Source organism: Croceicoccus sp. YJ47, assembly GCF_016745095.1.
In the GTDB taxonomy this organism is placed as follows: domain Bacteria; phylum Pseudomonadota; class Alphaproteobacteria; order Sphingomonadales; family Sphingomonadaceae; genus Croceicoccus.
In genome coordinates this window covers 2,254,361-2,279,444 of record NZ_CP067087.1, presented here as the reverse complement: position 1 = coordinate 2,279,444, position 25,084 = coordinate 2,254,361, and the positions used below count along the sequence as shown (strand labels likewise).

The window sequence follows — 25,084 nt, the reverse complement described above, 5'->3', positions numbered from 1 at the left end:
GGCGCGAACCGCATGGCATGCCGGTATCGCCAATAGCGCATCGCGGCCAGAGCCCTGCCGCTGCCATCCTGGCCGTCCCACTCACCGGACGGGCGACCGGCGTAAACCTAGCCTCGTCCTCCGGGGTGAGCGGGCGCTATCCCAACGCGGTCGCGGCAAGCCTGCTCATGGCGCAGGTGCTAGCCCCCCGCCTCCACTTCACCCCGAAGGAACCAGGCCCGCTCGACGATTTCGACTATGGCCCGGGCGGATACAGCGACGCCGAAAACAATGTCGGCGTGCGCGACGATACGGGGCAGGTCCATGTCGTGATAAATGAGCTCTTCGAGCCGAAGAGCGATGAGGCGCAGCGGATCTGCAAGGACGACCTGAACGAGTTCATCACGCAATTCGTGCAGGACAAAAGCAGCCTGGAGCAAGGCCTGTTAAACGAGGAAACCGTGCCGCAGGAGCTGATCCAGCGCAAGATGGGCAAGATCGTTCGCGATCGCTATCCCGATCTCAGCGCCGAGGATCATGCGGTGGTGCGGCAACACGCGATCTCCGCGCTCGACCTCACGCTAAAGGCGAAGGCGGTGGCGAGCGGCATGGCCGACGTCGGTACGGAGCGGTCGAAAACCGCGCTCATCGACAGCATCAACCCGTGCGACGCGACCTGTGCCGTGTTCGCCAAGGCGATGAACGAAACCGTGCTGCAGCAGGTGCAATCCGTCATCACCGCGAAAAACATTTAGATCCAGCCGGAGGACGCGCGCGAGCTTGCCGCATGCGCCTTGCGCTTCGAGAAGGCGCGCGGCCCGCTGCCCGAAATCACGTCGCAGGATGGGTGGGAGAAGCGGCTGGCCGAGTGTGTCGCCGCATTTGCCCGCCATCGCGCGCAGGCGGCGGCCCGTGGCTAATCTGTCCGATGAGGAACTGCGGTCAGCGCTCGGCGTCGACATCGCGCCGGTCAAGGCGCCAACCTATCCGCTGCGCGAAGAACGGATCATCGCAGGGTTCGAGGATATCGTCCGTTTCCGCGAACAGAACGACCGCGCGCCGCAGCATAGCGAGGATCGCGACATATTCGAGCGGATCTATGCCGTTCGGTTCGACGGCATGCGCGCGCTCGACGAGGCGCGCGAACTGCTTGTGCCGCTCGATACGCACGCGCTTCCTGCCGCGCCGGCGATCGACGACAGTTTCGTCCTGCGCAGCAAGTCGGACCACCTCCACATTGCCGGGCGCCGGGACCTCGTTGCACAAGATCGGGGTTACCAGCATGAGTATCGAAAGGCGCGTGGCGGATGCGCGGCGGCAACCGCCTTCCTCATGGCGGAGGTCGAGATCGTCGCCGAATATCACCTTTTCAATATTAACCGGACAAAGCTGGAACGGCTCAACCACCGCGCCTTCGGCGCGGCCCAGATCGACATTGCGATCGCCGACCGATTCGGCAATCCCGTGCAGCCGCGAATTGTTCCTGGTCCCGATCCACGTGATAGGCGCGGCTGTCGAACGAATCAGGGATGGGTCCATCACCCGGTTCGAATACGATGTCACGCAGGCGCGCCTCGTCCGAAGGAACTGAGCCCATAGCTTGCGCGGCGGGCTTTCACCGGATGCGCGCTTAGGCCGGAACGCGCCCCCGCGTTCGGATAGATGCGGATCCGCTTTCGTGAAAGGCATCCTGCCGCACCGGACGTAGCGGTCGCTACGGTCGGGTGAGGTCCACGCAAGCGGGCTCTTCCGCAGATGACCCCTCGTTTTCTGGCGTTGACTCATCAGCCGAAGCAGATCATCAGCGGCGTGTCGTGCCTGTGGGAACGTCGGGCCCGGGCGCGATACCGATGGAATAACGACGGAACCAGGAGCATTCGAAGGATCCTAGCGGCCCTTCCGATCTGCGCCTGTAAGTCTCAGGAACCGCAGACTTGTGCGGTATGCCGGCTTAGCTCAGTTGGTAGAGCACCTGATTTGTAATCAGGGGGCCACGGGTTCGAATCCTGTAGCCGGCACCAGCCCCCTTCCCACAAGCGTCTTGCCATGCATCAAAGCCGTGCTTCTCGGTCGGGGCTCCGCCCATTTCCAATCTAGCGCGCAGTTCGGGGACTTCCCGCGCAATCCAAAAAACGTCCGTGCCATGGCCACCGGCAACAGCGCGCACCCGGCCCTTGCGGCCGAGGATACGGCGCGACAGCACGGCAACGTGCTCACCGGGCGGGCCGGGCCTAAGCCGCACCGAACGACAGCCATCAGATCATCACGTATCATCGGGAGGGTCGGCACCGTTCGCAGACCCGCCCGGGTACGTCATCGCTTGCGAACGAACTCGGCGCGCAGGACCAGACCCTTGATGCCTTCGTATCGGCAATCGATTTCCTGTTCGTCGCCGGTCAGGCGGATCGACTTGATCACCGTGCCGCGTTTGAGAGTCTGCCCCGCCCCCTTCACGTTCAAATCCTTGATCAGCGTGACCTGGTCACCATCGGTCAGGACATTGCCGACCGCATCGCGAACCTCGACCGTCGTGGGCGCCGCCGTGCGGTCCGCCAATTGCGAGGCGGGCATCCATTCGCCGCTCTCCTCGTCGTAAACATAGTCTTCGTCGCTCATCCAAAAATCCCGTTCGATAGCGTTGTAAACATTCGGCCCGTTTCCGCCCTGCCGCTTGCCCGCCCAACCAATTTCCCGGCAGCGGGCCCGGCCTGTCGGCCCCGATACGCGCATCACGCGCATGCCGTCCATCGGCATCGGTCATCGGTGCGGTCCCGCTCGTCGCGAACGACACCTGCGGTCCTGATCGGGAAGCCATGTTCGTAACGTTCGACGAACCTGCCGCATCATGCCGCACCGGCACGTCCTCGGCACATGCGGCACGTTTTGCGGCGCGCCCACTCTCGCCCGGCGCGATGTACGCGGCGAAAATCGAAGGTGGCCAACCTGCCCGTGCCGGTTATCGTGAGCGGCACGAATTTTTCCGAATCGCAGCGGATCGAATCTATGCAGGACAACGACCAGCCTTTCGAGGATCCCGACGCCTGGCGCAGCAGGATGCCCACCTCGCTCAACGAGCAGCGGCCCGGTCGCTCCGAGGATGCAGGCCGAAAAACGCATGCCGGATGGGGTCACCGCGCCCGCCTGCGCAAGCGGCTGATCGAGGGGGACCACGATTCGCTGGCGGATTACGAGGTGGTCGAATTCCTCCTCTTCGCCGCGATCGAACGGCGCGATACCAAGCCGCTGGCCAAGAGGCTGCTCGAACATTTCGGGTCGATCTCCGCCCTGCTTAACGCCGATCCCAACGAATTGCGGCGGATCTACGGGGTCGGCGACATGGTGATCGGCGCGTTGAAAATCGCGCTCGTCGCGTCGAAACATCTCGCCGCGACCGAATTGCGTCAGGCGCCGGTGCTCAACAACTGGAAGACGCTGCTCGATTATCTTGCCACCGATCTCAACCATCTGAAGCGCGAGCGGGCGCGCGTGCTCTATCTCAATGGCAAGCTGGAACTGATCAAGGACGAGCACCTGAGCGACGGATCCATCAGCGAATCCGCCATGCACCCGCGCGAGGTCATTCACCGGGCCTGCAACCTCGGGGCGACCGCGCTGATCCTCGTGCACAACCATCCGAGCGGCGATCCCGAGCCGAGCCAGGCCGATATCAAGCTGACCAACCGCATTGCCGAGGCGGGACGATTGATGGACGTCAGCGTCGTCGATCACATCATCATGAGCAGCAGCGGCCACGTTTCTCTCAAGGAGCGAGGCTTCGTCTGACCCGTTCGCGGCAAAAGGTCCATATGTGGACCCGATAGTGCGGAACCGGCGATCGCATTACGCGATTGCCCCTATCCGCCTTGCAAGGCGAGCTTTCCCGATTTCCGCATAATCATCGTCATGTCAGATGCGCCGCAGTGATCGGAGCACCGGACAGGTTTTGATTTTTCCGGAGAAACGCATTCGGCGTTCTTCGGGCACAAGCGGGCGGACCCGATCCGCGCGGGGTAACAGGATGACACGCAGGATGCATCCGGGCGCCATGTCGGCGAACCGGCCTTGCCCGAAATGGCGCAGTCAGCCGAATGAACTGGATCGCTCATTCACCCCGTGTTTCCCGACGGTTCCTGGGGGCAGAACATGAAAAATTCCATTCACGATCGCGTCGCATTTTACGAGCTGGACGCTTCCGATGGCCGTTTGCAGAAGTTGGGACGCAAGCTCGACAAGTTCCTCGACAGCGCGATTTCGCGATTTTACGCCAAGATACAGGGCACGCCCCATCTGGCCGCGATGTTTTCCGGCGGACAGCAGATCGCCCGCGCCAAGTCGGCCCAGAAAACCCACTGGCAAAAACTGTTCTCGCAAGGGCTGAACGATGCCTATCTCGAACGCTCGAAGGTCATTGGCGAGGTTCACGCCCGCATCGATCTGAAGCCGAAATGGTATATCGGCGGCTATTCGCTCATCCTCGATGAAACCATCCACGCGCTCATCGCGCCGGGGGTGCAACGCTTCCTGCCCGGACGCAAAAGGCTGGCGGAGGATGTCTCGCTCCTGGTGCGTGCATCGCTGCTCGACATGGATATCGCGCTCTCCACCTATTTCGACCGGAACGAGCAGAACATCCATCTCGTCATCGAATCGATGAGCAAGTCGCTCGCCCGTCTGGCCGAAGGCGATCTCACCACCCGCATGTCCGAACTGCCCAGCGAGTTCGCGCAGGCGGAAAAGGATTTCAACACGGCGATGGAATCGTTACAGGAAACCATGCTGGCCGTGATTTCCGGGGTGCAGTCGATGTCGACCGCCTCGGCCGAAATCCGCGCCGCATCGGACGATCTTGCCAATCGCAACGAACAGCAGGCCGCCAGCCTCGAGGAAACCGCCGCGGCCATGAACCAGGTCACCGGCATCGTGAAGGAAACCGCCGGCCGCGTCATCGAAGTGCAGCGCTCGATCAGCGCGGCGCACGAAGAGGCGACCGACGGCGGCAAGGTGGTCGAAAAGGCGACCGCCGCCATGGGTGAGATCGAAACCTCGTCGCAGGAGATTTCCCAGATCATCAGCGTGATCGACGGCATCGCGTTTCAGACCAACCTCCTCGCGCTCAACGCCGGGGTCGAGGCGGCACGCGCCGGCGATGCGGGCAAGGGTTTTGCCGTTGTCGCGAACGAAGTCCGCGCCCTGGCACAGCGGTCGGCGGATGCGGCCAAGGATATCAAGGATCTCATCACCAACAGCTCCAAGCAGGTCACCAATGGCGTGAAGCTGGTCGGCGAAACCGGCGAGCTGCTGACCAAGATCGTCGGCCGCGTGGGCGAAGTCAGCGCGTCTGTCGACGAGATCGCGGTGTCGGCGGAAACGCAATCCACCAATCTCACGCAGGTGAACCTTGCCGTCGGGCGGATGGACACCATGACGCAGCAGAACGCCGCCATGGTCGAGGAATCCACCGCAGCGGCCCGCAGCCTCGCCAATGAATCGCAGGAGCTCACCGAACTGGTCTCCACCTTCCGGACGAGCGAGGGCGGAACGGCGACCCGCCCCTCCCTCGCCAACGACAATGCGCGCGGCAATCGGACGGGGACGCACGGCTGACCGCGGGCGGACGGCACCAAATGCGCGACAAGGGGCGCGGCGGTTCGGCACCGCCGCGCCCCTTTCGCATCGCATCCTTGCAGTCGGTCGGTTCCGGTCTAGGGTGGCGATCCTTTTGATGCTTCGGGATCGTTCATGAAACTCGCAATCTGCCTTCTTACCTCCACGCTGCTATCCACGACGGCCCTGGCGCAAGGCGCCGCGCCGCAGGAGCGGACGAACCCTGTCGAACAGACCGAAACGACGGAGGATCAGAACCGCCGCCCCGTCACCGTCCCGGACCCGCTCCCCCGGCAGACGGCTGAGGATGGCCCGACCGGTGCTTCGATCGCGGCGGATGCCGAGCCTCCGGCCTGGGACGTGAACGCCCCGCCGGGCGTCGCGCTCAAACAGGTGCCGATCCGCATCGACGAGGGTACATGGATCGACATCGACGTGTCGCCCGACGGTCAGACCCTCGCCTTCTCCGTGCTCGGCGATATTTACACCATGCCCATCGCGGGCGGCACCCCGACGCGCATTGCCGAAGGGCTGGCCTGGGAGGTGCATTCGCGCTTTTCCCCCGATGGGCGGCGCATTGCCTTCACCTCCGACCGGGGCGGCGGCGACAATATCTGGCTGATGAATGCGGACGGTTCGGACAAGCGGCAGCTGACGAAGGAGGATTTCCGCCTTCTTAATCAGCCGACCTGGTCCCCCGACGGGCAGTTCATTGCCGCGAAGAAGCATTTCACCACCGGCCGCTCACTCGGCACGGGCGAGGTGTGGCTCTATCATGTATCGGGCGGAAGCGGGGTCGCGCTGGTCGAACGCCCGAACGAGCAGCATCAAAAGGAACTGGGCGAGCCGATCTACGCCCCCGATGGCGAGGCGATCTATTATACGCGCAATGTCACGCCGGGACCGATTTTCGAATATGCGCAGGATTCCAATACCGACCTGTTCGACATCGAACGGTACGACCTTCTCCGCGACGAGGTGACCACGGCGGTCAGCGGGCTCGGCGGCGCGGTGCGGCCCACCCCCTCCCCCGACGGATCGAAGATTGCCTTTGTCCGGCGCGAAAACACGCGCTCCAAGCTTTACGTAAAGGATCTGAAGACTGGCGCGACGCGCAAGATCTATGACGATCTCGATCAGGATGTGCAGGAAACCTGGGCGGTCACGGGCGTCTATCCCAACATGGACTGGACGCCCGACAGCCGGTCGATCGTGTTCTGGGCCGGCGGCAAGATCCGGCGCGTGGACGCGGACGGATCGAACGCCCGCATCATTCCCTTCGCCATCGACGACACGCGCGCAATCGCCAGCGCGCCGCATCCCGTCATCCCGGTCGAGCAGGCCAATGTCGCGGCGACCATGCCGCGTTTCGCTGCGGTATCGCCCGATGGGCGCACGGTCGTGTTCGAAAGCCTGGGCCGGCTCTATACCATGCCGTCGGGCGGCGGCACGATGCGGCGGTTGACGGGAGACGACGCGCTCGAGCTCTACCCCAGCTGGTCACGCGACGGATCGCGCATCGTCTATGTCCGCTGGACCGACGAGGGGTTAGGCGAAGTCCGCACCATCGGCGCGAACGGGCGCGGTGGGCGCACTGTCACCGACCGGCCCGGCCATTATGCGCGGCCTGTGTTCTCTCCCGATGGCGGCACGATCGTGTTCGAACGCGGCGAAGGCGGCTATCTCACCGCCCCGGAATATAGCGACGATCCCGGCGTCTATCGCGTCGCGGCGACGGGCGGGGCGCAGGTGCTGATCGGGCGGGGCATGGCGGCGCCCCATTTCGGCGCGTCGAACGATCGTATCTTCATGACAGGCTCTGCCGACGGGGCGCAGACTCTGGTTTCGACCGACCGCAACGGCGAAGCGCAGCGCGTTCATGCCAAGGGCGATCTCGTCACCGGATATAGCGTGTCGCCATCGGGCAGATATTTCGCGTTCACCGAGAATTTCGATGCCTATGCGATGCCGCTGATGCCGGGCGGGCAGGCCGTGACGATCTCGGCCACGGCAAAGGATCTGCCTGTCGTCGAATTGTCCGACACCGCAGCGGATTACGTCCACTGGTCGAACGATGGGGAGCGTATCCACTGGTCGCTCGGTCCGACGCTCTATACCGCGCGATTGTCAGAGGTTTTTCCCGCGGCTCCTCCCATAGAGGGGCAGGATCGCGCCGCCTTCACCCCGCCGCAGACCGGCGTGTCGATGCTTCGCACCGAACCGGCGGCGATCGCGTCGGGCATGCTGGCGATCACCGGCGCGAAGGTCGTCACCATGGCGGGCGAGGATGGCGGCATCGTCGATGATGCGGTCGTGCTGATCCGCGACGGGCGCATCGTTGCGGTCGGGCCGGCGGCAACGACGACCGTTCCCACAGGCACGCCGACCATAGACGCGGCAGGCAAGACCATCGTCCCCGGCTTCGTCGATGCGCATGCCCACGGCGCCTATGCCGATGGCGAGCTGGTGCCGCAGCAGAACTGGAGCCTTATTCAGAACCTCGCGCTCGGCACCACGACGATCCACGATCCGTCGAGCGGGACGAGTTTCTTCGTGGCGGAGGACATGCAGCGCACCGGCCGCCTGCTCGGCCCGCGCATGTTTTCGACCGGGCGCATCATCTATGGCGCGCGGGCGCCAGGTGCCTATGCGCAGATCGACACGCTGGACGATGCGCTCGACCATGTGCGCCGGTTGAAGGCCGAGGGCGCGCCGAGCGTAAAGAACTACAACCAGCCCCGCCGCGATCAGCGGCAGATGGTGGTGGAGGCCGCGCGGCAGGAAAACATGCTCGTCGTGGCGGAGGGCGGCTCGCTCTACGGCATGGACATGAACCTCGTCGCCGACGGGAATTCCACGCTGGAGCACAATATCCCGGTGGGCACGATCTACGCCGACGTGCTGCAATTCTTCGGCCAGTCGAACACCAATTATACGCCGACGCTCGTCGTGGGCTATGGCGGGCTGGCCGGCGATCCCTACTGGCGTCAGGCGACCGACGTGTTCGCGCAGCCCTTGTTGCAGGCGCATACCCCGCCCGCGATCCTGCGCGCCGCCAATGCCCGGCGCACCACCGCGCCGGAGGGCGATTTCATCGACGACGATGTCGCGCGCGAGGCGAAGAAGATCGCCGATACCGGCGTGCTCGTTTCCATCGGCGCCCATGGGCAGCAGGCAGGGATCGGCACGCACTGGGAAATCTGGTCGTTCGTGCGCGGCGGCATGACCGAGCTTGAGGCATTGCAGGCCGCGACCATCGTGTCCGCGCGTTCGCTGGGGATGGACCGGGAAATCGGCTCGCTCGAACCTGGAAAGCTGGCCGATCTCGTCATTCTGGATGGCGATCCGCTGGCCAATATCCGCAATACGGAGCGGGTCGATACGGTCGTTCTGGGCGGGCGCGCCTATGATGCGGCGACCATGAACGAGATCGTCACCGGCGATGCGGCACGGGCACCCTACTGGTGGGAGTGACGGAGAGGCGCCGCCCCCTCACCGGGGCGGCGTCCATGAAAAAAGGCGCGGGAGGCATTTGCCCCCGCGCCTTTTTTGCGTTCGGTTGCCAGCGTAGTCTTACGCGGGCAGCGCCTTCTTCGCCTGAGCGATGATCGCAGCGAAGGCCGCGCTTTCGTTCATGGCGAGATCGGCCATCACCTTGCGGTCGAGCTCGATGCCGGCAAGCTTCGTGCCGTGCATGAACTGCGAATAGGTCAGGCCTTCGGCGCGGACCGCGGCGTTGATGCGCTGAATCCAGAGGGCGCGGAAATTGCGCTTCTTAACCTTGCGATCGCGATAGGCGTACTGGCCGGCCTTTTCGACGGCCTGACGCGCGACGCGAATCGTGTTCTTGCGGCGGCCCCGGTAACCCTTGGCCTGTTCGAGAAGCCTTTTGTGCTTCTGACGCGTGGTCGTACCACGTTTGATGCGTGCCATTGTCTATGCTCCTCAGTTCAGCCCGTAGGGCGCCCATTTCTTGATGGTCGCGGTGTCCGCATCGGACAACACCTTCGTGCCGCGCTGCTGGCGGATATACTTGGCGTTATGGCTCATCAGGCGGTGGCGCTTGCTTACCACGCCATGCTTGACCTTGCCGGTCGCGGTGAGCTTGAAGCGCTTCTTCACGCCGCTCTTCGTCTTGAGCTTGGGCATTTTCGTCTCCTTGTATAGAAACACGTCCGACCAGCCCTGGCAGCCCTTGTCGCCAGGCCGGCTTTGGAAATCACGTGTCGATGGAAGCCGCGCGCATAACCGGGCGCGACGAACATTGCAAGCCTTCGCGCACCCTATCGCAGGGAATCGAGCATGAAGGTGATCGACCAGCACAGGCCGAGCGCGATGCCCATCATCGGCCACGACCAATAGGTGCTCCAGTCGCCGATGATCACCCAGTGCACGTTGAGCACGCCGGCGCGCGTCCCCTGCATCGCCGCGACCTTCGCCACGATCCAGGTCATGAGGGCTGCCGGAAAAATCGCCTTGAACAAAGATATCACGATTCGTCCGTCCGTCATCCCCGGCCCATGCAGATGGCAGGGTTGCATGGGGATGCTTAACAACCCGTGACGGGCAGCCTAGTGATGACAGGCGAGCGCTTCAACCACCTCTTCGAGCCGCGCCGGTTCGCCCAGTGCGATCACGTGTCCGTCGCTCGTCGCATTGAGCGGATCGCCGTTCCAGTCGGCCATGGTCCCGCCCGCGCCCTCCACGATGGGAACCAGCGCGGCCCAGTCGTAAAGCTTCAGCCCGGCCTCCGCCACGATGTCGAGCTGCCCAGTCGCCAGCATGGCATAATTGTAGCAATCGCCGCCCATCACCATGCGCTTGTGATCGGTCTTGGCCGCAAGCCCCATGAAATGTTCGCCGTCGTGATCGTCGAAATAATGCGGCCCTGTGGTGGCCAGCGTCGCCTCGCTCAGCTCGCGGCACCGGCGCGTGCGCACCTCCGCCCCGTTCAGCGTCGTCGGCAGCCCCGCCGCCCCGATCCAGCGTTCGCCCGCGATCGGCTGATCCAGCACGCCGAGCACCGGCCAGCCATCCACCATCAATGCGATCAGCGTGCCGAACATCGCCCGCCCCGCGAGGAAGCCCGCCGTGCCGTCAATCGGGTCGAGCACCCATTGACGTTTCGCCCCGGCCCGTTCGACGCCGTATTCCTCGCCAATGATGCCGTCCTCGGGCCGCTCGGCCGTGAGAATGTCGCGCATCGCGGACTCCGCCTCCCGGTCGGCGACGGTGACCGGGCTGGCATCGCCCTTGCGCTCTGTGTCGAGCGCGGTGCGGAAATACGGCCGGATCGCCGCGCCCGCAGCATCGGCGAGGCGCTCCGCCAGCGCGATATCGTCCGCGATCCGCATCAGTCGAACAGGCTCGACACGCTGCTTTCATCGGCGATGCGGCGAATCGCCTCCCCGATGAGCGTGGCGATGGACAGGATGCGGATCTTGTCGCTGTCGCGCGCGGCATCGGTCGCGCGGATCGTGTCGGTGATGACCAGTTCGGTCAGCGCACTGCCCGAGACCTTGGCCACCGCGCCGCCCGAAAGCACGCCATGGGTGATATAGGCCGCGACCGATTTCGCCCCCTGATCGAGCAGCGCCTGCGCCGCGTTGCACAGCGTGCCGCCCGAATCGATGATGTCGTCGATGAGGATGCAATGCCGGCCCTCGACCTCGCCGATGATGTTCATCACCTCCGATTCGCCGGGCCGGTCGCGCCGCTTGTCCACGATGGCGAGCGGCGCATTGTCGAGCCGCTTGGCCAGTGCCCGTGCACGCACCACGCCGCCGACGTCGGGCGATACGACCATCAGATCCTGATCGCCGTAGCGCGCCTGAATATCCGCGGCCATCGCGGGCGCGGCGTAAAGATTGTCGGTCGGGATGTCGAAGAAACCCTGAATCTGTCCGGCGTGCAGATCGACCGACAGCACCCGGTCCGCCCCCGCGCGGGTGATGAGATCGGCGACCAGCTTGGCCGAGATCGGCGTGCGCGGGCCGGGCTTGCGGTCCTGCCTTGCATAGCCGAAATAGGGGACGACCGCCGTGATCCGCCGCGCCGACGCGCGTTTGAGCGCATCGATGCAGATCAGCAGCTCCATCAGATTGTCGTTGGCGGGAAAGCTGGTCGACTGCACGACGAACACATCCTCGCCGCGGACGTTCTCGTGGATTTCGACGAAGATTTCCTCGTCCGCGAACCGCCGCACGCTGACATCGGTCATCGGCGTTTCGAGATAGCCCGCGATGGCCCGCGCCAGCGGCAGGTTGGCATTGCCCGACATGATCTTCATTGCGCGTTCCCGCTATTGGTCGAAAGCGGCACCGGTCCGGGCCGTCCGTTGGTGATCCCTCAATGGCTTGCGTCCCTAGCGCACGGTCGCACAATTGCAACATTGGGCACGCGCCCGCGCACGAGAAAGGGGCCGCCACGGTCATCCCGCGCGGCCCCCTTTGTCCCGTTCCGTTGCAGGCGCGCGGCATCACCCGCGCCGCGCCGCGCCGCCTCACCCGTTGTGATGTTCGCCCCGGACCCAGCGCACGGTGCCCGACGATGCGCGCATCACGACGCTTTCGGTCGTGACCAGACCGCCCTTGCGGCGCTTCACCCCCTGAAGCAGCGAGCCGTCGGTCACGCCGGTCGCGGCAAAGATGCAGTCGCCCTTCGCCAGATCGGTGAGATCGTAGATCCGGTCGAGATCGTCGATCCCCCATTTGGCCGCCCGCGCGCGTTCGTCGTCGTTGCGGAACAGCAGCCGCCCCTTGAACTGCCCCCCGACGCAGCGCAGCGCCGCGCAGGCCAGCACGCCTTCGGGTGCGCCGCCCGACCCCATGTAGATGTCGATCGTGGTGTCGGGATCGGTCGTCGCGATCACGCCGGCAACGTCGCCGTCGGGGATCATCACGATGCCGCAACCCATCGCGCGCAATTCGGCGATGATCTTTTCATGGCGCGGCCGGTCGAGCACGCAGGCGATGATCTCGTGCGGCTCCACGCCCTTCGCCTTGGCGACGGCCTTCACGTTCTCGGTCGGACTCTTGTTAAGGTCGATCACGTCGGCGGGATAGCCGGGGCCGACCGCGATCTTGTCCATGTAGACATCGGGCGCGTTGAGCAGGCATCCTTCTTCCGCCGCAGCCAGCACGGCGAGCGAGTTCGGCCCCGCCTTCGCGGTGATCGTCGTCCCTTCGAGCGGGTCGAGCGCGATGTCGATCTTCGGGCCCGTGCCCGGCGCGCCGCCGACCTTCTCCCCGATATAGAGCATGGGCGCCTCGTCGCGCTCGCCCTCGCCGATGACGACGGTGCCGTCCATGTACAGCTCGTCGAACGCCTTGCGCATGGCTTCGACCGCGGCGGCATCGGCGGCCTTTTCATCGCCGCGCCCGACCAGCCGGGAGGCCGCCATCGCGGCCGCCTCCGTCACGCGGACCATTTCCAGAACGAGCACGCGGTCGAGGGCATTGCTGGGGGCGGGCTTGGTCACGTGGGTCTTCCTGTCGCTATGGCCGGGATGGCGGGCGGGCGACGCCCAAAACAGGCGCCGGCCCGCGCGTTATGATACGAATGCAGACCGGGATAAAGCCCGGCGCACCCTATTGCTTGAGAATATGCATGACGAGCGGCGCCTCGACCAGGCTGGGCGAGCCGGAGAGCAGTTCGACCGCCTTGTCGACGCAGGCTTCCTCGCCCTCGTGCGTGACCATCGCGACGAGCACGGGGCCGTCGCCCGCGCCCTTTTGGATGAGGCTTTCGATCGAGACGCCCGCATCGCGCATCGCGGCCGCAAGCTCGGCGAGGACGCCCGGCTTGTCGACCACCTGAAACCGCAGATAGGCCTTGCCGGTCCGGTGGCCGGTCTGTGCAGGCGCAGTGGGGTTGAGCTCGGACACGGGGATGGAGAACGGCGCGCCGATTTCGCCCCGCGCGATGTCGATGATGTCGGCAACGACGGCGCTGGCCGTCGGCCCGTCGCCGGCACCGGCCCCCTGAAACAGCAGGCGACCCGAAAAATTGCCCTCCGCGACGACGGCATTGGTCGCGCCGTCGACATGGGCGAGCGGGTGATCCTTGGGCACGAGATAGGGGTGCACGCGCTGAAACAGGCGGACCGTGTCGCCGTCCGCGGCATCGACGGCCGGTTCGACATTCGCCATGCCGAGCAGGCGAATCACGTAGCCCAGCGCATCGGCCTGCGCGATGTCGGCAGACAGGATGCGGCGGATGCCGTCGGCCCCGACATTCGCAAAGTCAAGCTCGGTCCCAAAGGCGATGCTGGCCATGATCGACAGCTTGTGCCCGGCATCGATCCCGTCGATGTCGAAGCTGGGGTCCGCCTCGGCATAGCCCATGGCCTGCGCCTCGGCGAGAACGTCGGCGAAATCGGCGCCGGTATCCTCCATCGTCGACAGGATGTAATTGCACGTCCCGTTGAGAATGCCGTAAACCCGCTCGATCGCATTGGCCGCGGCCCCTTCGCGCAGGCCCTTGATCACCGGAATGCCGCCGGCGACCGCGGCCTCGAACTTCATGGCGACGCCTGCGGCCTCCGCCTCGCGGGCGAGCGCGAGGCCGTGATGCGCGACCATGGCCTTGTTCGCGGTGACGAAGCTCTTGCCCTGCGCCACCGCCCGCCGCGCAAGCGTCAGCGCCGGCCCGTCGGACCCGCCGACCAGCTCGACCACGACATCGACATCGTCGCGCGCGGCCATCGCGGTCATGTCGTCTTCCCAGGCATAGGGCGACAGGTCCACGCCGCGATCCTTGCCGCGGTCGCGCGCACTCACGGCGGTAATGCGGATTTCGCGCCCGGCCCGGCGGGTGAGCAGATCGGCATTGGTCTCGATCAGGCGAATGACCCCGGCACCCACGGTGCCAAGGCCGGCAAGGGCGATGCGCAGCGGCTCGGTCATTGAATAGTGTCCTCCATTTGGCCGGTGCGGGTTAGGCGAGCAAACGCCCGTTGGCCAGAGGGGAACCGCAATAGTGTTGCGCGACGGTGGTCGCGGACATCATGGGGCGCGCGAAGAAACGCGCCCCGATCGCAATTTCAGAATACCCGGGTGCGCCCGCATTCGCCCAGCTGCTCGATGACGAGCGCATAATCGGCCACAGCGGCCTCCCGTTGCGCCGGATCGCCGGAGGACAGCGCCGATTGCGGCAGGGTCGCCGGAAGCGCGCAGGCGAGCCGGTACCATGCCAGCGTCCCGCGTTCGGGCGGGCGGCTGTCGGAATTGACCAGCTCGCCGATCGACAGGCCCCATCGCGGCGCCTGCCGCGGGCGACGGACGATGGTGATGGAGGCCGCTTCCTCGCCCGGGGTGTCGAGGAAGATTTGCGTCTCGCCCTCACCCGCAAGATTGCCCGGCGTGTGCCACGCATCGCGCACGCCCGTTACGACCGGCGGCGCCGCGGGGTCGAGCAGCTGCGCCGACAATTCGCGCAGCCGCGCCGTGCCGACCGCCTCGACCGGCAGCATCGCATCCGGCGCGACAAGCTGCAATTCGCCGGGACGTCCGGGCACGGGGCGCGCGAACAGCACGACGTCGCGATTTTTAAGCTTGGGCACCTTGCCGCGCCCATCGCGGCGCACATCCGCGAGAAACTTGAGCTTTTGCCCCACCGGAGTCGTGCCGGCGATGAGGCGATTCGTTTCGACTTCCACGTACACCCGCGCCCAGCCTGCGCGCACCGGCCCGGTGCGGTCGGCATCGAGCGTGCTGGCGCGCCGCACGGTGCCCAGCACGGTCAGCGGCGCCCCCGCCGCCAGATCGACGAGGTCAGCATAGGGAAGCTGCGATTCGAGGGCAGCGTTCGCCTGCGTTGCGGCAGGCTGCGCCATGGAAGGCTGCGCGGTGGCCGGGACGGAGAGAGCCGCCAGCGGCATCGTCCCTATCAAAAAGGAGAGTGCCAGACCGCGACCGAAGGACATTTGCATAAAGCTACACCAGGTTTGCGGATGCTCCGCCCATAGGTGGCGCGAGAGCATCGAACCGGGGCAGGCCTCCATGTCATAAACTGTTCAGGCAAAGAACAACAGACGTGCTGAATTAAGGGTTAATCGACAAAGCAATTGCGTGGCTGACGCTTCGCCGTTAAAGCTTCGAACATAAGCCGGCTTGAGACCGGTTTGCGTTTTGCGCGGGTTCAACGGTTTTCGAGGCTTCGAAGTCTCGCTGGCTTGCAGCCCTCGCCCGGTACAGCCGGCAGGGGTATACATGGGGCGTACGATCCGGTCGACAAGACTGGTTCGTTCTTTTTACACGGCCGTTCGCATCCGCGTTCTGCCCGGGGAAGTAATGGAGTGATGCATCTGAATGGCTTACGCTGACCAACAGATGAGCGGCAACAAGATTGCCGCGATCGTGATTGTCGCCTTGCTGCACATTGTGGCAATCTACGCCCTGGTCACCGGCCTGGCGTTCGAGGCGGTCGAGAAACTCAAGGAAACGGTGACCGCGGTCAATATCGAGGATCCGCCGCCACCGCCGCCGCCGCCGCCGCCGCCGCCGGAGGAACCGCAGCCGCAGCCGGTTGCGCCGCCGCCGCCCGTCGCGCCGCCGCCGGCGGTCCGGATCGAACGGCCCGCGCCGCAGATCGACACCGTCCGCACACCGCCGCCGCCGGCTCCGCCCGTGCTGCGCATCCCGCCGCCGGCGCCCGTTCGCGCACCGGTTCCGGCACCGGCACCGCGCGCTCCGCCGCCCGCCCCCTCGAAGGCCCGCGGTGCGAGCCCCGACGGACAGGGCCGCTGGGCCGCCCGGATTCAGGAAAATTATCCGAGCCGTGCGATCCGTAACGAAGAAGAAGGCACCGTTGGCGTTCGCGTCACCGTGGGGACCAACGGGCGCGTGACCGCCTGCTCCGTCACCCGGTCGAGCGGTTCGTCCAGCCTCGACGAGGCGGCATGCGAAGGCATGGAGCGTTATGCGCGCTACGACCCCGCACTGAACGATGCCGGAAACCCGATTTCTTCGACGGTGAACACCGCCATTACCTATCGTCTCAATTGATCGGTGGGGCGGATGGACCGCCATCCGCCCGGCCATTCTGACTCATCAAATATTCGATCATAAGGAATTAACCCAATGCTCATCGAAATCCTTGCCGCGGCCGGCGAAGCCGCTCCGCAGAACAAGTTCGGTTTTGCCGAAGCGCTCGAGCAGGGCGGTTTCATCGCCTACGCCACCGTCGCCATTCTCGGCGTGATGTCCTTCGGTTCGTTCTACATCCTGTTCACGAAATGGTTCGAACAGAACAAGATCCTGAAGCAGGGCCGCGAAGTACGCACGTCCTTCTGGCGCGCGCCCTCGCTGCGCGAAGGTGCCGGCAAGCTCGGCAAGAACACCGCCTATCGTCAGCTCGTCGATGACGGCATCGCCGCGCAGGAACAGCACACCAAGATGACCGACAGCCTCGAAGCGCACGACTGGCTGCACGGCTCGCTCGCCCGTTCGGAAGCGATGGTCAACGCCCGCCTCGCCGGCGGCCTGCCCTTCCTCGCCACCGTCGGCGCGACCGCACCGTTCATCGGTCTGTTCGGCACGGTGGTCGGCATCTACCGCGCGCTGATCAACATCGGCATCGCCGGTTCGGCCTCGATCGACAAGGTCGCCGGTCCCGTTGGTGAAGCTCTGATCATGACCGCGCTGGGTCTGCTCGTCGCCGTTCCGGCCGTGCTCGCCTACAACTACCTGCAGTCGCGCAACAAGCGCATCGCCGAGCAGCTGAACGGCTTCTCGACCGACGTGCTCGCCAACATCACCTCGGGCGGCAATGTGAAGCCCGCGATCGCGACCGCTTCGACGAAGACCGCGACGACCGCGGCCGGTGCGACCACCAAGAAGCCGGCGACCGCGCCCGCGACCGGCACGACCACGACCACCACCACGGTCAAGAAGTAAGCGTTACCCGGCGGCGCCGTGATCGGTGCCGCCGGTCTGCCCCTCGGGGCCAATTCTCCTGTCGCCCTCGCCATGCGCGACACGACAGGCGGCATGTTCCCGAACAGGGAGCGAACAAGTACGAGATAGGATGAGATAATGGCGATTTCTGCGGGATCCGGCGGCGAAGGCGCCCCGATGTCCGACATCAACACCACGCCTCTCGTCGACGTGATGCTGGTGCTCTTGATCATCTTCCTGATCGCGGTTCCCGTCGCGATCCAGACGATCGAAAATCTGGAGATACCGGTGCTGGTGTCCGAGGAATCGCAGGACAAGGTGGAAAACCTTCTCCTGTCGGTGACCTCCACGGATTCTACCGGCCGCAGCCCGGGTGAATCCGGCTATACCGGTGCATCGCGCGACGGCCAGTGCCGCGTGTATTTCAACAATATCGTGCCGGTCAGCTCGGATGAATTGCAGGAGCAGGCGTTCAATCGCCTCGACGCAATCATCGAACGCGAAGGCGGGCCCGAAGCGATTGCCAACGACCCGGACAAGATCCCCCAGGTCCACATTCGCGGTGACGTCGACGCACCGTGGAAATGCGTGGCCGGCGCGATCTATCAGATCCAGGCCGCAGGCTATCCCACTGTCGGGTTCATTTCGAACCCAGTCGAACCCTAAGGAGACGATACCATGGCAATGTCAGGTGGTTCCGACGATGGTTCGCCGATGATGGAAATGAACACGACGCCGTTGATCGACGTCATGCTCGTTCTCCTCATCATGTTCATCATCACCATTCCGGTCGCGACGCATGCGGTGAATATCGACCTCCCCGCGCCGAGCGACAATCCATCCAACCCGCCGGTCAACCCGGTGAAAAACAAGGTCGTGCTGACTCAGGACGACGTGATTCTGTGGAACGGCGAACAGGTTTCTGACAACCAGCTCGTCTCGCTGCTCAATGAATCGCTGGCCCTGCCGGTGGAGCCCGAGCTGCAGTTCCAGCCCGAGGAATTCGCGCGCTACGAACTGTCCGCCAATGTGCTTGAAATCATCAAGGCATCGGGCGCGACGAAATTCGGTTTTGTCGGCAACGAACAATATCGCGATTTCGGCAAGGGCGGTGTCCAGCCCGGCGTGTAATGCGCCAGATATTATTGGATGCAGAGGGCGGGCCATTCGGTCCGCCCTTTTTTTGTCAGCGTTCCCGCCGTTCCCCCGGCGTCATGGCAGCGGACGCGAGCGATTCCGCCTCCACCAGAAGGTCATCGTCCGCCGAACCGGTCGGCGTGCGTTCGCGCCCGATGCCCACCATCACCGGCACTGCCATCGGGCTGACGCGGTCGAGTTCCACGTGCACAAGCTGCCCCGCCGCGCGGTCGAGCAGGTCGCCGACCCGGCCCACGTCGGTCATGCGCGTGCGGGCATCGGCCCATGCCGCCTCGATCAGCACATGATCCGGTTCGTATTTTCGCAGCACGTCATAGATCAGATCGGTGGAGAAGGTGACCTGGCGCCCGGTCTTGCGCTTTCCCGGCTGTTGCCGTTCCACGAGACCGGAAATCACGGCCACCTCGCGAAACGCGCGGCGCAGGAGATGCGAATTCTGGACCCATTCGACGAATTCATGCGCAAGGATATCCGGCGACAGAAGCGCAGCCGGTTCGCGAACGGGTTTCAGCCCCCACACCGCCAGCGAATAATCATTCGCGACAAAGCCCAGCGGCGACAGGCCGCGATCCTCCATCCGCCGCGTGATCAGCATGCCGAGCGACTGGTTCGCGTTCCAGCCTTCGAACGTATAGAACACGCTATATTCGCGGCCCCCGTGGGGAAAACTCTCGACCAGCAGCTCGCCGGGGCCGGGCAGGTGCGAGCGCCAGTCCTGTACCTCCAGCCATTCGCGCACATCGTCGGGAAAGCGTGCCCAGCCCGGCCGGTCGATCAACATCGCCCGCACCCGGTCGGCGAGATGGGTGGTGAGCGGCATGCGCGCCCCGCCATAGCTCGGGATCATGGCCGATTTCTTCGCAGCGCGGACGATCACCTCCGATTCCTTGACCGCCTCGACCTCCAGATCCATGCCGGCGAATTGAAACGTATCCTTGGGCGAAAGCGTCGCGGCAAAGCGTTCCTCCACCTTGCCGAGCGCGCGGCCGTTGCGAAAACGCACCGTCATCATTTCGCCGTCGAGAATGATCCCGGCATTCAGCCGATGGCGCGCCGCCTGGTCCGGATGGGTCAGCCGCCACCAGCCGTCCTTCTCCCGCGTGATGCGTTGAAAGCGGTCATAGGCCCGCAGCGCATAGCCGCCGTTCCCGACGAACGACAGAACACGCTGCCACACCGCATCTTCGACCCAGGCATAGGCAAGCGAGGACCGTATCTCGCGCAGCAGCGCATCTTCCTGAAACGGGCCGGCACATGCGCAGGCCATCACATGCTGCGCCAGCACGTCGAGCCCGCCCGGACGGAAATCCTCGCCGTCGCGCTGCCCCTCGTCCACCGCGTCGAGCGCGGCCTGCGCCTCGAGGAACTCGAAACGGTTGCCGGGCACGAGGATGGCGCGGCTGCGTTGATCGAGGCGGTGGTTGGCCCGGCCGATCCGCTGCAGCAGGCGTGACGAGCCCTTGGGCGCGCCCATCTGCAACACGCAATCGATGTCGCCCCAGTCGACGCCGAGATCGAGGCTCGCCGTCGCAACCAGCGCGCGCAACTCGCCGCGCGCCATCGCCCCCTCGACCTTGCGCCGCGCCTCCACCGAAAGCGAGCCGTGGTGCACCCCGATGGACAGCGTATCCTCGTTCACGCTCCACAATTTCTGGAAGATATATTCGGCCAGAAAGCGCGTATTGGTGAAGATCAGCGTCGTGCGATTGCGGCGTATCTCCTCGTAGATCTGCGGTATCGCCCAGGTTGCGGCATGCCCGCCCCACGGCACGCGCTCCTCAACCGGGAGCATGATCTCCACGTCGGGCGGTGCGCCGGGTTCGCCGATGACATGGCGAACCGCGTCGATATCGCCCCACGGCGCAAGCCATTCGCGATACGCATCGGGCGAGGCGACCGTCGCGGACAGGCCGATCCGCCGCATGTCCGGGGCCAGCGCCTCCAGCCGCGACAGGGCGAGCGCCAGAAGATCGCCCCGCTTGCCGGTGGCGAAGGCGTGAATTTCGTCGATGACCACCCGCTTCACGCCTGCGAAAAGCGCGGCCGCATCGGGGTAGGATATCAGCAGCGACAGCGATTCCGGCGTGGTCAGCAACACGTGCGGCGGTTTGCGCCGCTGACGCTGCTTGCGGTTCGACGGCGTGTCACCGCTGCGTGTTTCGACCGCGATCGGCAGGCCCATCTCCTCTATCGGGGCGACAAGATTGCGGCCCACATCGGTCGCCAGCGCCTTGAGCGGCGAGATATAGAGCGTATGCAGGCCCTCCGGCGGGGCGCGCCCGTCGAGGCGGTCCGTGCTGAATGCCGCCAGGGTGGGCAGGAAGCCGGCGAGCGTCTTTCCCGCGCCCGTGTCGGCGGTCAGCAACGCGTGCTGGCTTGCATCGTCCACCTCGAGCATGTCATGTTGATGCCGGCGGATGCGCCATCCCCGGCTGTCGAACCAGCGCGCAATCTGTTCGGGAACCGCCATGCATTCTCCCAACGCACGAACCCGCTGGATGGGTTCGGCGAATCTGATCGCAGCCCGATGGAATCGGACGAAAAAAAGGCCCGGCGGTTCGAAACCGGCCGGGCCATGAAGTTTGGGAGAGGATGCCTAAAAGGCTCATTCTTTGTGCACCGCAGCACCCATCTTCGCAACCGCAAAATAAACAAGAGGGTTTGTAATTTTTGCAACTAAAGCCAAAGTACGATAAATCAATGCCTTAGCGCGGGGCACCGCTCATATTTTAGATGACGTAAGCGGAAATTCGCGACACGATACGTATAGCGTGCCGCGAATCGCCCTTATCAGTGGCCGGCCTGCTCGCCGCGTTCGAGGCCGCTTTGCGCAAGCTGCCCGTCGATCTGCGCCATCAGCCGCTCCAGCCCCGCCTCGCTCTCGCTCTCCGCACGCGCGACGAGAACGTCCTGCGTATTGGACGCCCGCAACAGCCACCAGCCATCGTCATTGGTCACGCGCACGCCATCGGTGTCGTTCACATCGTCGGGGCTGTCGGCGAGCCGGGCCTTCACCTCGTCGATGACGGCGAACTTGCGGCTTTCGTCGACCTGAAAGCGCATTTCGGGCGTGTTGATCATGTCCGGCATCGCGCCGCGCATGGCCGTGACGGACCGGTCGAGCCGCGCGCTCGCCGTGAGCAGGCGAATCCCCGCGTAGAGCGCATCGTCGAAGCCGTAATATTCATGCTTGAAAAACACGTGCCCGCTCATCTCTCCGGCGAGCGGCGCGCCAGTTTCCTTCATTTTGGACTTAATCAGCGAATGGCCCGTCTTCCACATGACCGGCGTGCCACCTTTTTCGGAAACCAGGTCGAAGAGCGCCCGGCTGGCCTTCACATCGGCTATAATGGTGGAGTTGGGGACGAGCTTCAGGAGATCCTCGGCATAGATCATGAGCAGCTGGTCACCCCAGATGACCCGCCCCTCGCCGTCGATCGCGCCGATCCTGTCGCCGTCACCGTCGAAAGCAAGTCCGAAATCGAGGTTCTTGTCGGCGACAATCGCCTTCAGATCGGCAAGGTTCTTCTCCTCGGTAGGATCTGGATGATGATTGGGGAAATTGCCATCAACGTCGGTAAACAAAAGGAAGTGCTCCCCGGGGAGCTTGGCCGTGAGCAGTTCGAGCGCGGGGCCCGCCGCGCCGTTCCCGGCGTCCCACGCGACCCGAAGGGAGGCCAGCCGATCCTGGCAGACGGCGGGGAGTTGCCGGATGGGTTCGAGGAGGCGTTCGATATACTCGTCCATGATGTCCCGGGTCTCGGTCGTGCCGGAGCCATCGATCCAGTCTCCATTGAGAGCCAGCTCGCCGAGCTTGACGATATCGGACCCGAAAAACGGTAGGCCCTGAAATACCATCTTGAAGCCATTGTAATTGGCGGGATTGTGGCTGCCAGTTATCTGAATGCCGCCATCAACATCTTCGGATGACGCCTCGGCATAATACAGCATCGGCGTCGGCCCCATGCCGACGCGCACCACGTCGCAGCCGCTCGCCGTCAATCCCTCGCACAATGCATGCTCCAGCGTCGGGGAACTGACCCGACCGTCATAACCGACCGCGACCTTGCGTCCCCCCGCCTGGCGCAGCAGCGTGGCAAAGCCCCGTCCGATAGCGCGTGCATCGTCGGGACCGAGCGTCTCGCCGATGATGCCGCGAATGTCGTATTCGCGAAGGACGGTGGAATCGAATGTATGAGCCATAATAACCTTTCAACAGGAGCGAAATCCGGTCCGGATTCCACGGTTTCGAAAACTGCCCGAATGGCAAGCAACCTCTGCGCCCCTGCGACACGAAATGCTGCGCGGCCTTGTTATGCCGGTCAGCGCGTTTCGCCGCCCTTATGTTCCAACAATAAATCGCGGGCCGCGTCAATTTCGTGAACCTTGCCCGCCGTGCCGCCGCGATCGGGATGCGCATCGTACATCAAACGCCGATGCGCCGCGACGATTTCCTCCCGCGTGGCCGAACGCGAAACGCCGAGCAAGCTGCGCGCCTGCGCCCGTTGCTGCGAGCGTTCGCTCCTGCGCCACAATTCCCACGGCCATGCGCGGAACAGCATCCGGCAGATCACCGCCAGCGCAATCGCAATGACGACGAATTTCATCATCCGGCCATCGCCGCATCGACGCGGGCGCCGACCTCCGGCAGGTTGAGCCCCTTGAGCAGCCCGCGCAGTTCCTGCCGCGCGACGAGATGGCTGGTCGCAAGATCGCCGAGATGCCCCTTGTCAAGGAGGGTCAGACCGCTCGGGAACAATTCGCGATAGATCACGCGTTCCGAAAGGCCCGGCGTGGTCCGGAAACCGACGCGCTTCGACAATTCGGCGAGCGCCTCGTTGATGCGGCGCATGTTGCGCGCCTCGATATGCTGGGTCCGGTTGCGGACCACGACCCAGTCCATTTCCTTCTTCCCATCGTGAAGCGTGCTCAACCCCCGCTTCTTGCGCGCGTCCCAGATCAGCTCTGCATAGAAGGACAGGCGCTTCACCTTGAACGTTTCGGAATCGACCTGCCCGATGAGGTCGAAATCGACGAAGCTGTCGTTGAGCGGCGTCACCAGCGTATCCGCCTTGGTCGCGACATGGCGGGCATAGGGGTCGTCCTTGCCCGGCGTGTCGAAGATGAGAAAATCGCAGCCCCCCCCGATCTCCTCGCTCAACGCGTCGAGATCCTCGATCGAGGGGCCGTCGAACACCGCGACCGCCGCACCGGGGAGCGCGATGTCGCGCCTTTGTTCGGTGCCGACGCGGTTCTCGAAATAGCGATAGAAGGTGCGCTGCCGCGGGTCGAGGTCGATGGCGGCGACCTTTGCCCCCTGATAGGCGAGGGCCACCGCGATATGGACGGCGGTGGTGGATTTGCCGGTCCCGCCCTTCTCGTTCGCGAAGACAATACGATGCGGCTGGTTCACTGGGTCGCTCTCGCTCGATTGCTGTTGTGGTTCGTTCTTCCCACCCTGCTTGCCGGTGCGGCGGGCGGGGCGTAGGTATCGCATGAAACGGTCCTGCGACCGCATATATCGTTCCTTACGGAAGGCTTTCGACCCGTGCAAACCATCCATGCGCTCAATCCACTGCGCCGCGCCATCGCGGAGTTGCGCGAAAACGCCGGCGCGGGGTCCAGCCTTGCGCTCGTGCCCACGATGGGCGCGCTGCACGAAGGGCACCTGACCTTGGTAAAGGAGGCGAAACGGCGCGCCGATCTGACTGCCGTGTCCATTTTCGTGAACCCGCGTCAATTCGGCGCGAACGAGGATCTCGACGCCTATCCCCGCACGCTGCAACGCGATGCCGACATGCTTCGCGATGCGGGCGTCGATGTGTTGTGGGCGCCCGATGCCGGTGAAATCTACCCCGATGGATATGCGACGAACGTGTCGGTCGACGGGGTGAGCGCCGGGCTTTGCGGTGCGGACCGGCCCGGCCATTTCGACGGCGTGGCGACCGTGGTGCTGAAGCTGTTCAACCAGGTCCGGCCCGATCTCGCCCTGTTCGGGGAAAAGGACTGGCAACAACTCGCCGTCATTCGCCGCATGGCCCGCGATCTCGACCTGTGCCATCCCCATGTCGATGCCATTCACGGCGTTGCCATCGTGCGGGAGGCAGACGGCCTCGCGCTCAGCTCGCGCAATCGCTATCTCTCGCCAACGCAGCGCAGCGATGCGGCCGCCCTGCCCGCCGCCATGCGCGCCGCCATTGCCGATATGGCGCAAGGCACGCCGGCGGATGCGGCGCTCGCGACATTGCGGGCCACATTGCGCGGCGCGGGCTTTGACACCATCGACTATGCCGAAATGCGCGACGCCGATACGCTCGCGCTCGCCCATGCGCCCGGCCCGCATATCCGCCTGTTCGTCGCGGCGCGGATTGGCGGCACGCGGCTGATCGACAATATGCCGGTGCAATAGGTCCGGGCCTGCGCCGCGCCCGATTGGTCCTTTCGCC

General features: G+C 64.7%; 23 protein-coding genes and 1 tRNA gene. 10 read left to right on the top strand and 14 right to left on the bottom strand.

What is annotated here, in order from left to right; translation table 11 throughout:
• The first annotated feature begins 17 nt into the window (after positions 1–17).
• Positions 18–734 (top strand): hypothetical protein, encoded by a 717-nt coding sequence (locus JD971_RS11125; protein ID WP_202083425.1) that lies wholly within the window; start codon positions 18–20, stop codon positions 732–734.
• A gap of 187 nt (positions 735–921) precedes the next feature.
• On the opposite strand, the gene JD971_RS11120 is transcribed toward JD971_RS11125, so the two are convergent.
• Positions 922–1,764, bottom strand: a complete 843-nt coding sequence (locus tag JD971_RS11120) for a hypothetical protein (RefSeq protein WP_202083423.1) — start codon at positions 1,762–1,764, stop codon at positions 922–924.
• Positions 1,765–1,924: 160 nt separating this feature from the next.
• Between JD971_RS11120 and JD971_RS11115 the strand changes: the two genes are divergently transcribed.
• Positions 1,925–2,000: transfer RNA gene (locus JD971_RS11115), tRNA-Thr, on the top strand.
• A 292-nt stretch (positions 2,001–2,292) separates the two neighbouring features.
• Here JD971_RS11115 and JD971_RS11110 read toward each other — a convergent pair.
• The gene (locus JD971_RS11110; RefSeq protein ID WP_202083421.1) at positions 2,293–2,595 is read right to left on the bottom strand and encodes an alkylphosphonate utilization protein; all 303 of its coding nucleotides are present in this window, start codon (positions 2,593–2,595) and stop codon (positions 2,293–2,295) included.
• 318 nt (positions 2,596–2,913) lie between these two features.
• On the opposite strand from JD971_RS11110, the gene radC reads away from it, so the two are divergent.
• The 3 genes from radC (at position 2,914) to JD971_RS11095 (ending at position 9,057) form a co-directional block, all read left to right on the top strand.
• The gene (gene radC, locus JD971_RS11105; protein WP_236672061.1) at positions 2,914–3,762 is read left to right on the top strand and encodes a DNA repair protein RadC; all 849 of its coding nucleotides are present in this window, start codon (positions 2,914–2,916) and stop codon (positions 3,760–3,762) included.
• Between the two features lie 360 nt (positions 3,763–4,122).
• Positions 4,123–5,583: a methyl-accepting chemotaxis protein gene (locus JD971_RS11100; RefSeq protein ID WP_202083419.1), complete on the top strand. Its 1,461-nt coding sequence runs from the start codon at positions 4,123–4,125 to the stop codon at positions 5,581–5,583.
• Positions 5,584–5,718: 135 nt separating this feature from the next.
• Positions 5,719–9,057, top strand: a complete 3,339-nt coding sequence (locus tag JD971_RS11095) for an amidohydrolase family protein (RefSeq protein WP_202083417.1) — start codon at positions 5,719–5,721, stop codon at positions 9,055–9,057.
• A 99-nt stretch (positions 9,058–9,156) separates the two neighbouring features.
• Here JD971_RS11095 and rplT read toward each other — a convergent pair whose 3' ends face one another.
• From rplT to JD971_RS11055, 8 genes are all read right to left on the bottom strand, one after another.
• Positions 9,157–9,516, bottom strand: coding sequence for a 50S ribosomal protein L20 (gene rplT, locus JD971_RS11090; RefSeq protein WP_202083415.1), 360 nt, complete (start codon positions 9,514–9,516; stop codon positions 9,157–9,159).
• 12 nt (positions 9,517–9,528) lie between these two features.
• Positions 9,529–9,732: a 50S ribosomal protein L35 gene (gene rpmI, locus JD971_RS11085; RefSeq protein ID WP_202083411.1), complete on the bottom strand. Its 204-nt coding sequence runs from the start codon at positions 9,730–9,732 to the stop codon at positions 9,529–9,531.
• A 134-nt stretch (positions 9,733–9,866) separates the two neighbouring features.
• On the bottom strand, positions 9,867–10,037 hold the full coding sequence (locus tag JD971_RS11080) for a hypothetical protein (RefSeq protein ID WP_202083409.1): 171 nt from the start codon (positions 10,035–10,037) through the stop codon (positions 9,867–9,869).
• 117 nt (positions 10,038–10,154) lie between these two features.
• On the bottom strand, positions 10,155–10,937 hold the full coding sequence (locus JD971_RS11075; RefSeq protein WP_202083407.1) for an inositol monophosphatase family protein: 783 nt from the start codon (positions 10,935–10,937) through the stop codon (positions 10,155–10,157).
• Positions 10,937–11,872, bottom strand: coding sequence for a ribose-phosphate pyrophosphokinase (locus JD971_RS11070; protein ID WP_202083405.1), 936 nt, complete (start codon positions 11,870–11,872; stop codon positions 10,937–10,939). Before JD971_RS11070 ends, JD971_RS11075 begins: the two co-directional genes overlap by 1 nt.
• A gap of 213 nt (positions 11,873–12,085) precedes the next feature.
• Positions 12,086–13,063, bottom strand: a complete 978-nt coding sequence (gene glpX, locus JD971_RS11065; RefSeq protein ID WP_256435259.1) for a class II fructose-bisphosphatase — start codon at positions 13,061–13,063, stop codon at positions 12,086–12,088.
• A 109-nt stretch (positions 13,064–13,172) separates the two neighbouring features.
• A complete protein-coding gene (locus tag JD971_RS11060; protein ID WP_202083403.1) occupies positions 13,173–14,489 on the bottom strand; it encodes a homoserine dehydrogenase in 1,317 nt (438 codons plus the stop codon).
• A gap of 137 nt (positions 14,490–14,626) precedes the next feature.
• Positions 14,627–15,463, bottom strand: coding sequence for a hypothetical protein (locus JD971_RS11055; protein WP_236672060.1), 837 nt, complete (start codon positions 15,461–15,463; stop codon positions 14,627–14,629).
• A gap of 430 nt (positions 15,464–15,893) precedes the next feature.
• On the opposite strand from JD971_RS11055, the gene JD971_RS11050 reads away from it, so the two are divergent.
• The 4 genes from JD971_RS11050 (at position 15,894) to JD971_RS11035 (ending at position 18,611) form a co-directional block, all read left to right on the top strand.
• Positions 15,894–16,589: an energy transducer TonB gene (locus tag JD971_RS11050; protein ID WP_202083400.1), complete on the top strand. Its 696-nt coding sequence runs from the start codon at positions 15,894–15,896 to the stop codon at positions 16,587–16,589.
• Positions 16,590–16,664: 75 nt separating this feature from the next.
• Positions 16,665–17,480 (top strand): MotA/TolQ/ExbB proton channel family protein, encoded by an 816-nt coding sequence (locus JD971_RS11045; protein ID WP_202083398.1) that lies wholly within the window; start codon positions 16,665–16,667, stop codon positions 17,478–17,480.
• A gap of 138 nt (positions 17,481–17,618) precedes the next feature.
• A complete protein-coding gene (locus JD971_RS11040; protein WP_202083396.1) occupies positions 17,619–18,146 on the top strand; it encodes a biopolymer transporter ExbD in 528 nt (175 codons plus the stop codon).
• 12 nt (positions 18,147–18,158) lie between these two features.
• Positions 18,159–18,611, top strand: coding sequence for a biopolymer transporter ExbD (locus JD971_RS11035; RefSeq protein WP_202083394.1), 453 nt, complete (start codon positions 18,159–18,161; stop codon positions 18,609–18,611).
• 55 nt (positions 18,612–18,666) lie between these two features.
• Here JD971_RS11035 and JD971_RS11030 read toward each other — a convergent pair whose 3' ends face one another.
• The 4 genes from JD971_RS11030 to JD971_RS11015 form a co-directional block, all read right to left on the bottom strand.
• Positions 18,667–21,108, bottom strand: coding sequence for a ligase-associated DNA damage response DEXH box helicase (locus JD971_RS11030; protein ID WP_202083392.1), 2,442 nt, complete (start codon positions 21,106–21,108; stop codon positions 18,667–18,669).
• A gap of 320 nt (positions 21,109–21,428) precedes the next feature.
• Complete coding sequence (pgmG, locus tag JD971_RS11025) at positions 21,429–22,841, bottom strand: phosphoglucomutase/phosphomannomutase PgmG (protein WP_202083390.1); 1,413 nt, start codon at positions 22,839–22,841, stop codon at positions 21,429–21,431.
• A gap of 119 nt (positions 22,842–22,960) precedes the next feature.
• The gene (locus JD971_RS11020; protein ID WP_202083388.1) at positions 22,961–23,248 is read right to left on the bottom strand and encodes a molecular chaperone DnaJ; all 288 of its coding nucleotides are present in this window, start codon (positions 23,246–23,248) and stop codon (positions 22,961–22,963) included.
• Positions 23,245–24,135, bottom strand: coding sequence for a division plane positioning ATPase MipZ (locus JD971_RS11015; protein WP_202083386.1), 891 nt, complete (start codon positions 24,133–24,135; stop codon positions 23,245–23,247). Before JD971_RS11015 ends, JD971_RS11020 begins: the two co-directional genes overlap by 4 nt.
• Before the next feature lie 51 nt (positions 24,136–24,186).
• On the opposite strand from JD971_RS11015, the gene panC reads away from it, so the two are divergent.
• Entirely contained in the window at positions 24,187–25,047 is an 861-nt protein-coding gene (panC, locus tag JD971_RS11010; protein ID WP_202083384.1) for a pantoate--beta-alanine ligase, read from the top strand.
• The last annotated feature ends 37 nt before the right edge of the window (positions 25,048–25,084 follow it).

Coding starts and splice junctions, on each gene's coding strand:
- JD971_RS11125 (WP_202083425.1), top strand. CDS start 18: ATGCCGGTATCGCCAATAGCGCATCGCGGCCAGAGCCCTGCCGCTGCC.
- JD971_RS11120 (WP_202083423.1), bottom strand. CDS start 1,764: ATGAGTCAACGCCAGAAAACGAGGGGTCATCTGCGGAAGAGCCCGCTT.
- JD971_RS11110 (WP_202083421.1), bottom strand. CDS start 2,595: ATGAGCGACGAAGACTATGTTTACGACGAGGAGAGCGGCGAATGGATG.
- JD971_RS11100 (WP_202083419.1), top strand. CDS start 4,123: ATGAAAAATTCCATTCACGATCGCGTCGCATTTTACGAGCTGGACGCT.
- JD971_RS11095 (WP_202083417.1), top strand. CDS start 5,719: ATGAAACTCGCAATCTGCCTTCTTACCTCCACGCTGCTATCCACGACG.
- rplT (WP_202083415.1), bottom strand. CDS start 9,516: ATGGCACGCATCAAACGTGGTACGACCACGCGTCAGAAGCACAAAAGG.
- rpmI (WP_202083411.1), bottom strand. CDS start 9,732: ATGCCCAAGCTCAAGACGAAGAGCGGCGTGAAGAAGCGCTTCAAGCTC.
- JD971_RS11080 (WP_202083409.1), bottom strand. CDS start 10,037: ATGACCTGGATCGTGGCGAAGGTCGCGGCGATGCAGGGGACGCGCGCC.
- JD971_RS11075 (WP_202083407.1), bottom strand. CDS start 10,937: ATGCGGATCGCGGACGATATCGCGCTGGCGGAGCGCCTCGCCGATGCT.
- JD971_RS11070 (WP_202083405.1), bottom strand. CDS start 11,872: ATGAAGATCATGTCGGGCAATGCCAACCTGCCGCTGGCGCGGGCCATC.
- JD971_RS11060 (WP_202083403.1), bottom strand. CDS start 14,489: ATGACCGAGCCGCTGCGCATCGCCCTTGCCGGCCTTGGCACCGTGGGT.
- JD971_RS11055 (WP_236672060.1), bottom strand. CDS start 15,463: ATGCCGCTGGCGGCTCTCTCCGTCCCGGCCACCGCGCAGCCTTCCATG.
- JD971_RS11050 (WP_202083400.1), top strand. CDS start 15,894: ATGGCTTACGCTGACCAACAGATGAGCGGCAACAAGATTGCCGCGATC.
- JD971_RS11045 (WP_202083398.1), top strand. CDS start 16,665: ATGCTCATCGAAATCCTTGCCGCGGCCGGCGAAGCCGCTCCGCAGAAC.
- JD971_RS11040 (WP_202083396.1), top strand. CDS start 17,619: ATGGCGATTTCTGCGGGATCCGGCGGCGAAGGCGCCCCGATGTCCGAC.
- JD971_RS11035 (WP_202083394.1), top strand. CDS start 18,159: ATGGCAATGTCAGGTGGTTCCGACGATGGTTCGCCGATGATGGAAATG.
- JD971_RS11030 (WP_202083392.1), bottom strand. CDS start 21,108: ATGGCGGTTCCCGAACAGATTGCGCGCTGGTTCGACAGCCGGGGATGG.
- pgmG (WP_202083390.1), bottom strand. CDS start 22,841: ATGGCTCATACATTCGATTCCACCGTCCTTCGCGAATACGACATTCGC.
- JD971_RS11020 (WP_202083388.1), bottom strand. CDS start 23,248: ATGATGAAATTCGTCGTCATTGCGATTGCGCTGGCGGTGATCTGCCGG.
- JD971_RS11015 (WP_202083386.1), bottom strand. CDS start 24,135: ATGCGATACCTACGCCCCGCCCGCCGCACCGGCAAGCAGGGTGGGAAG.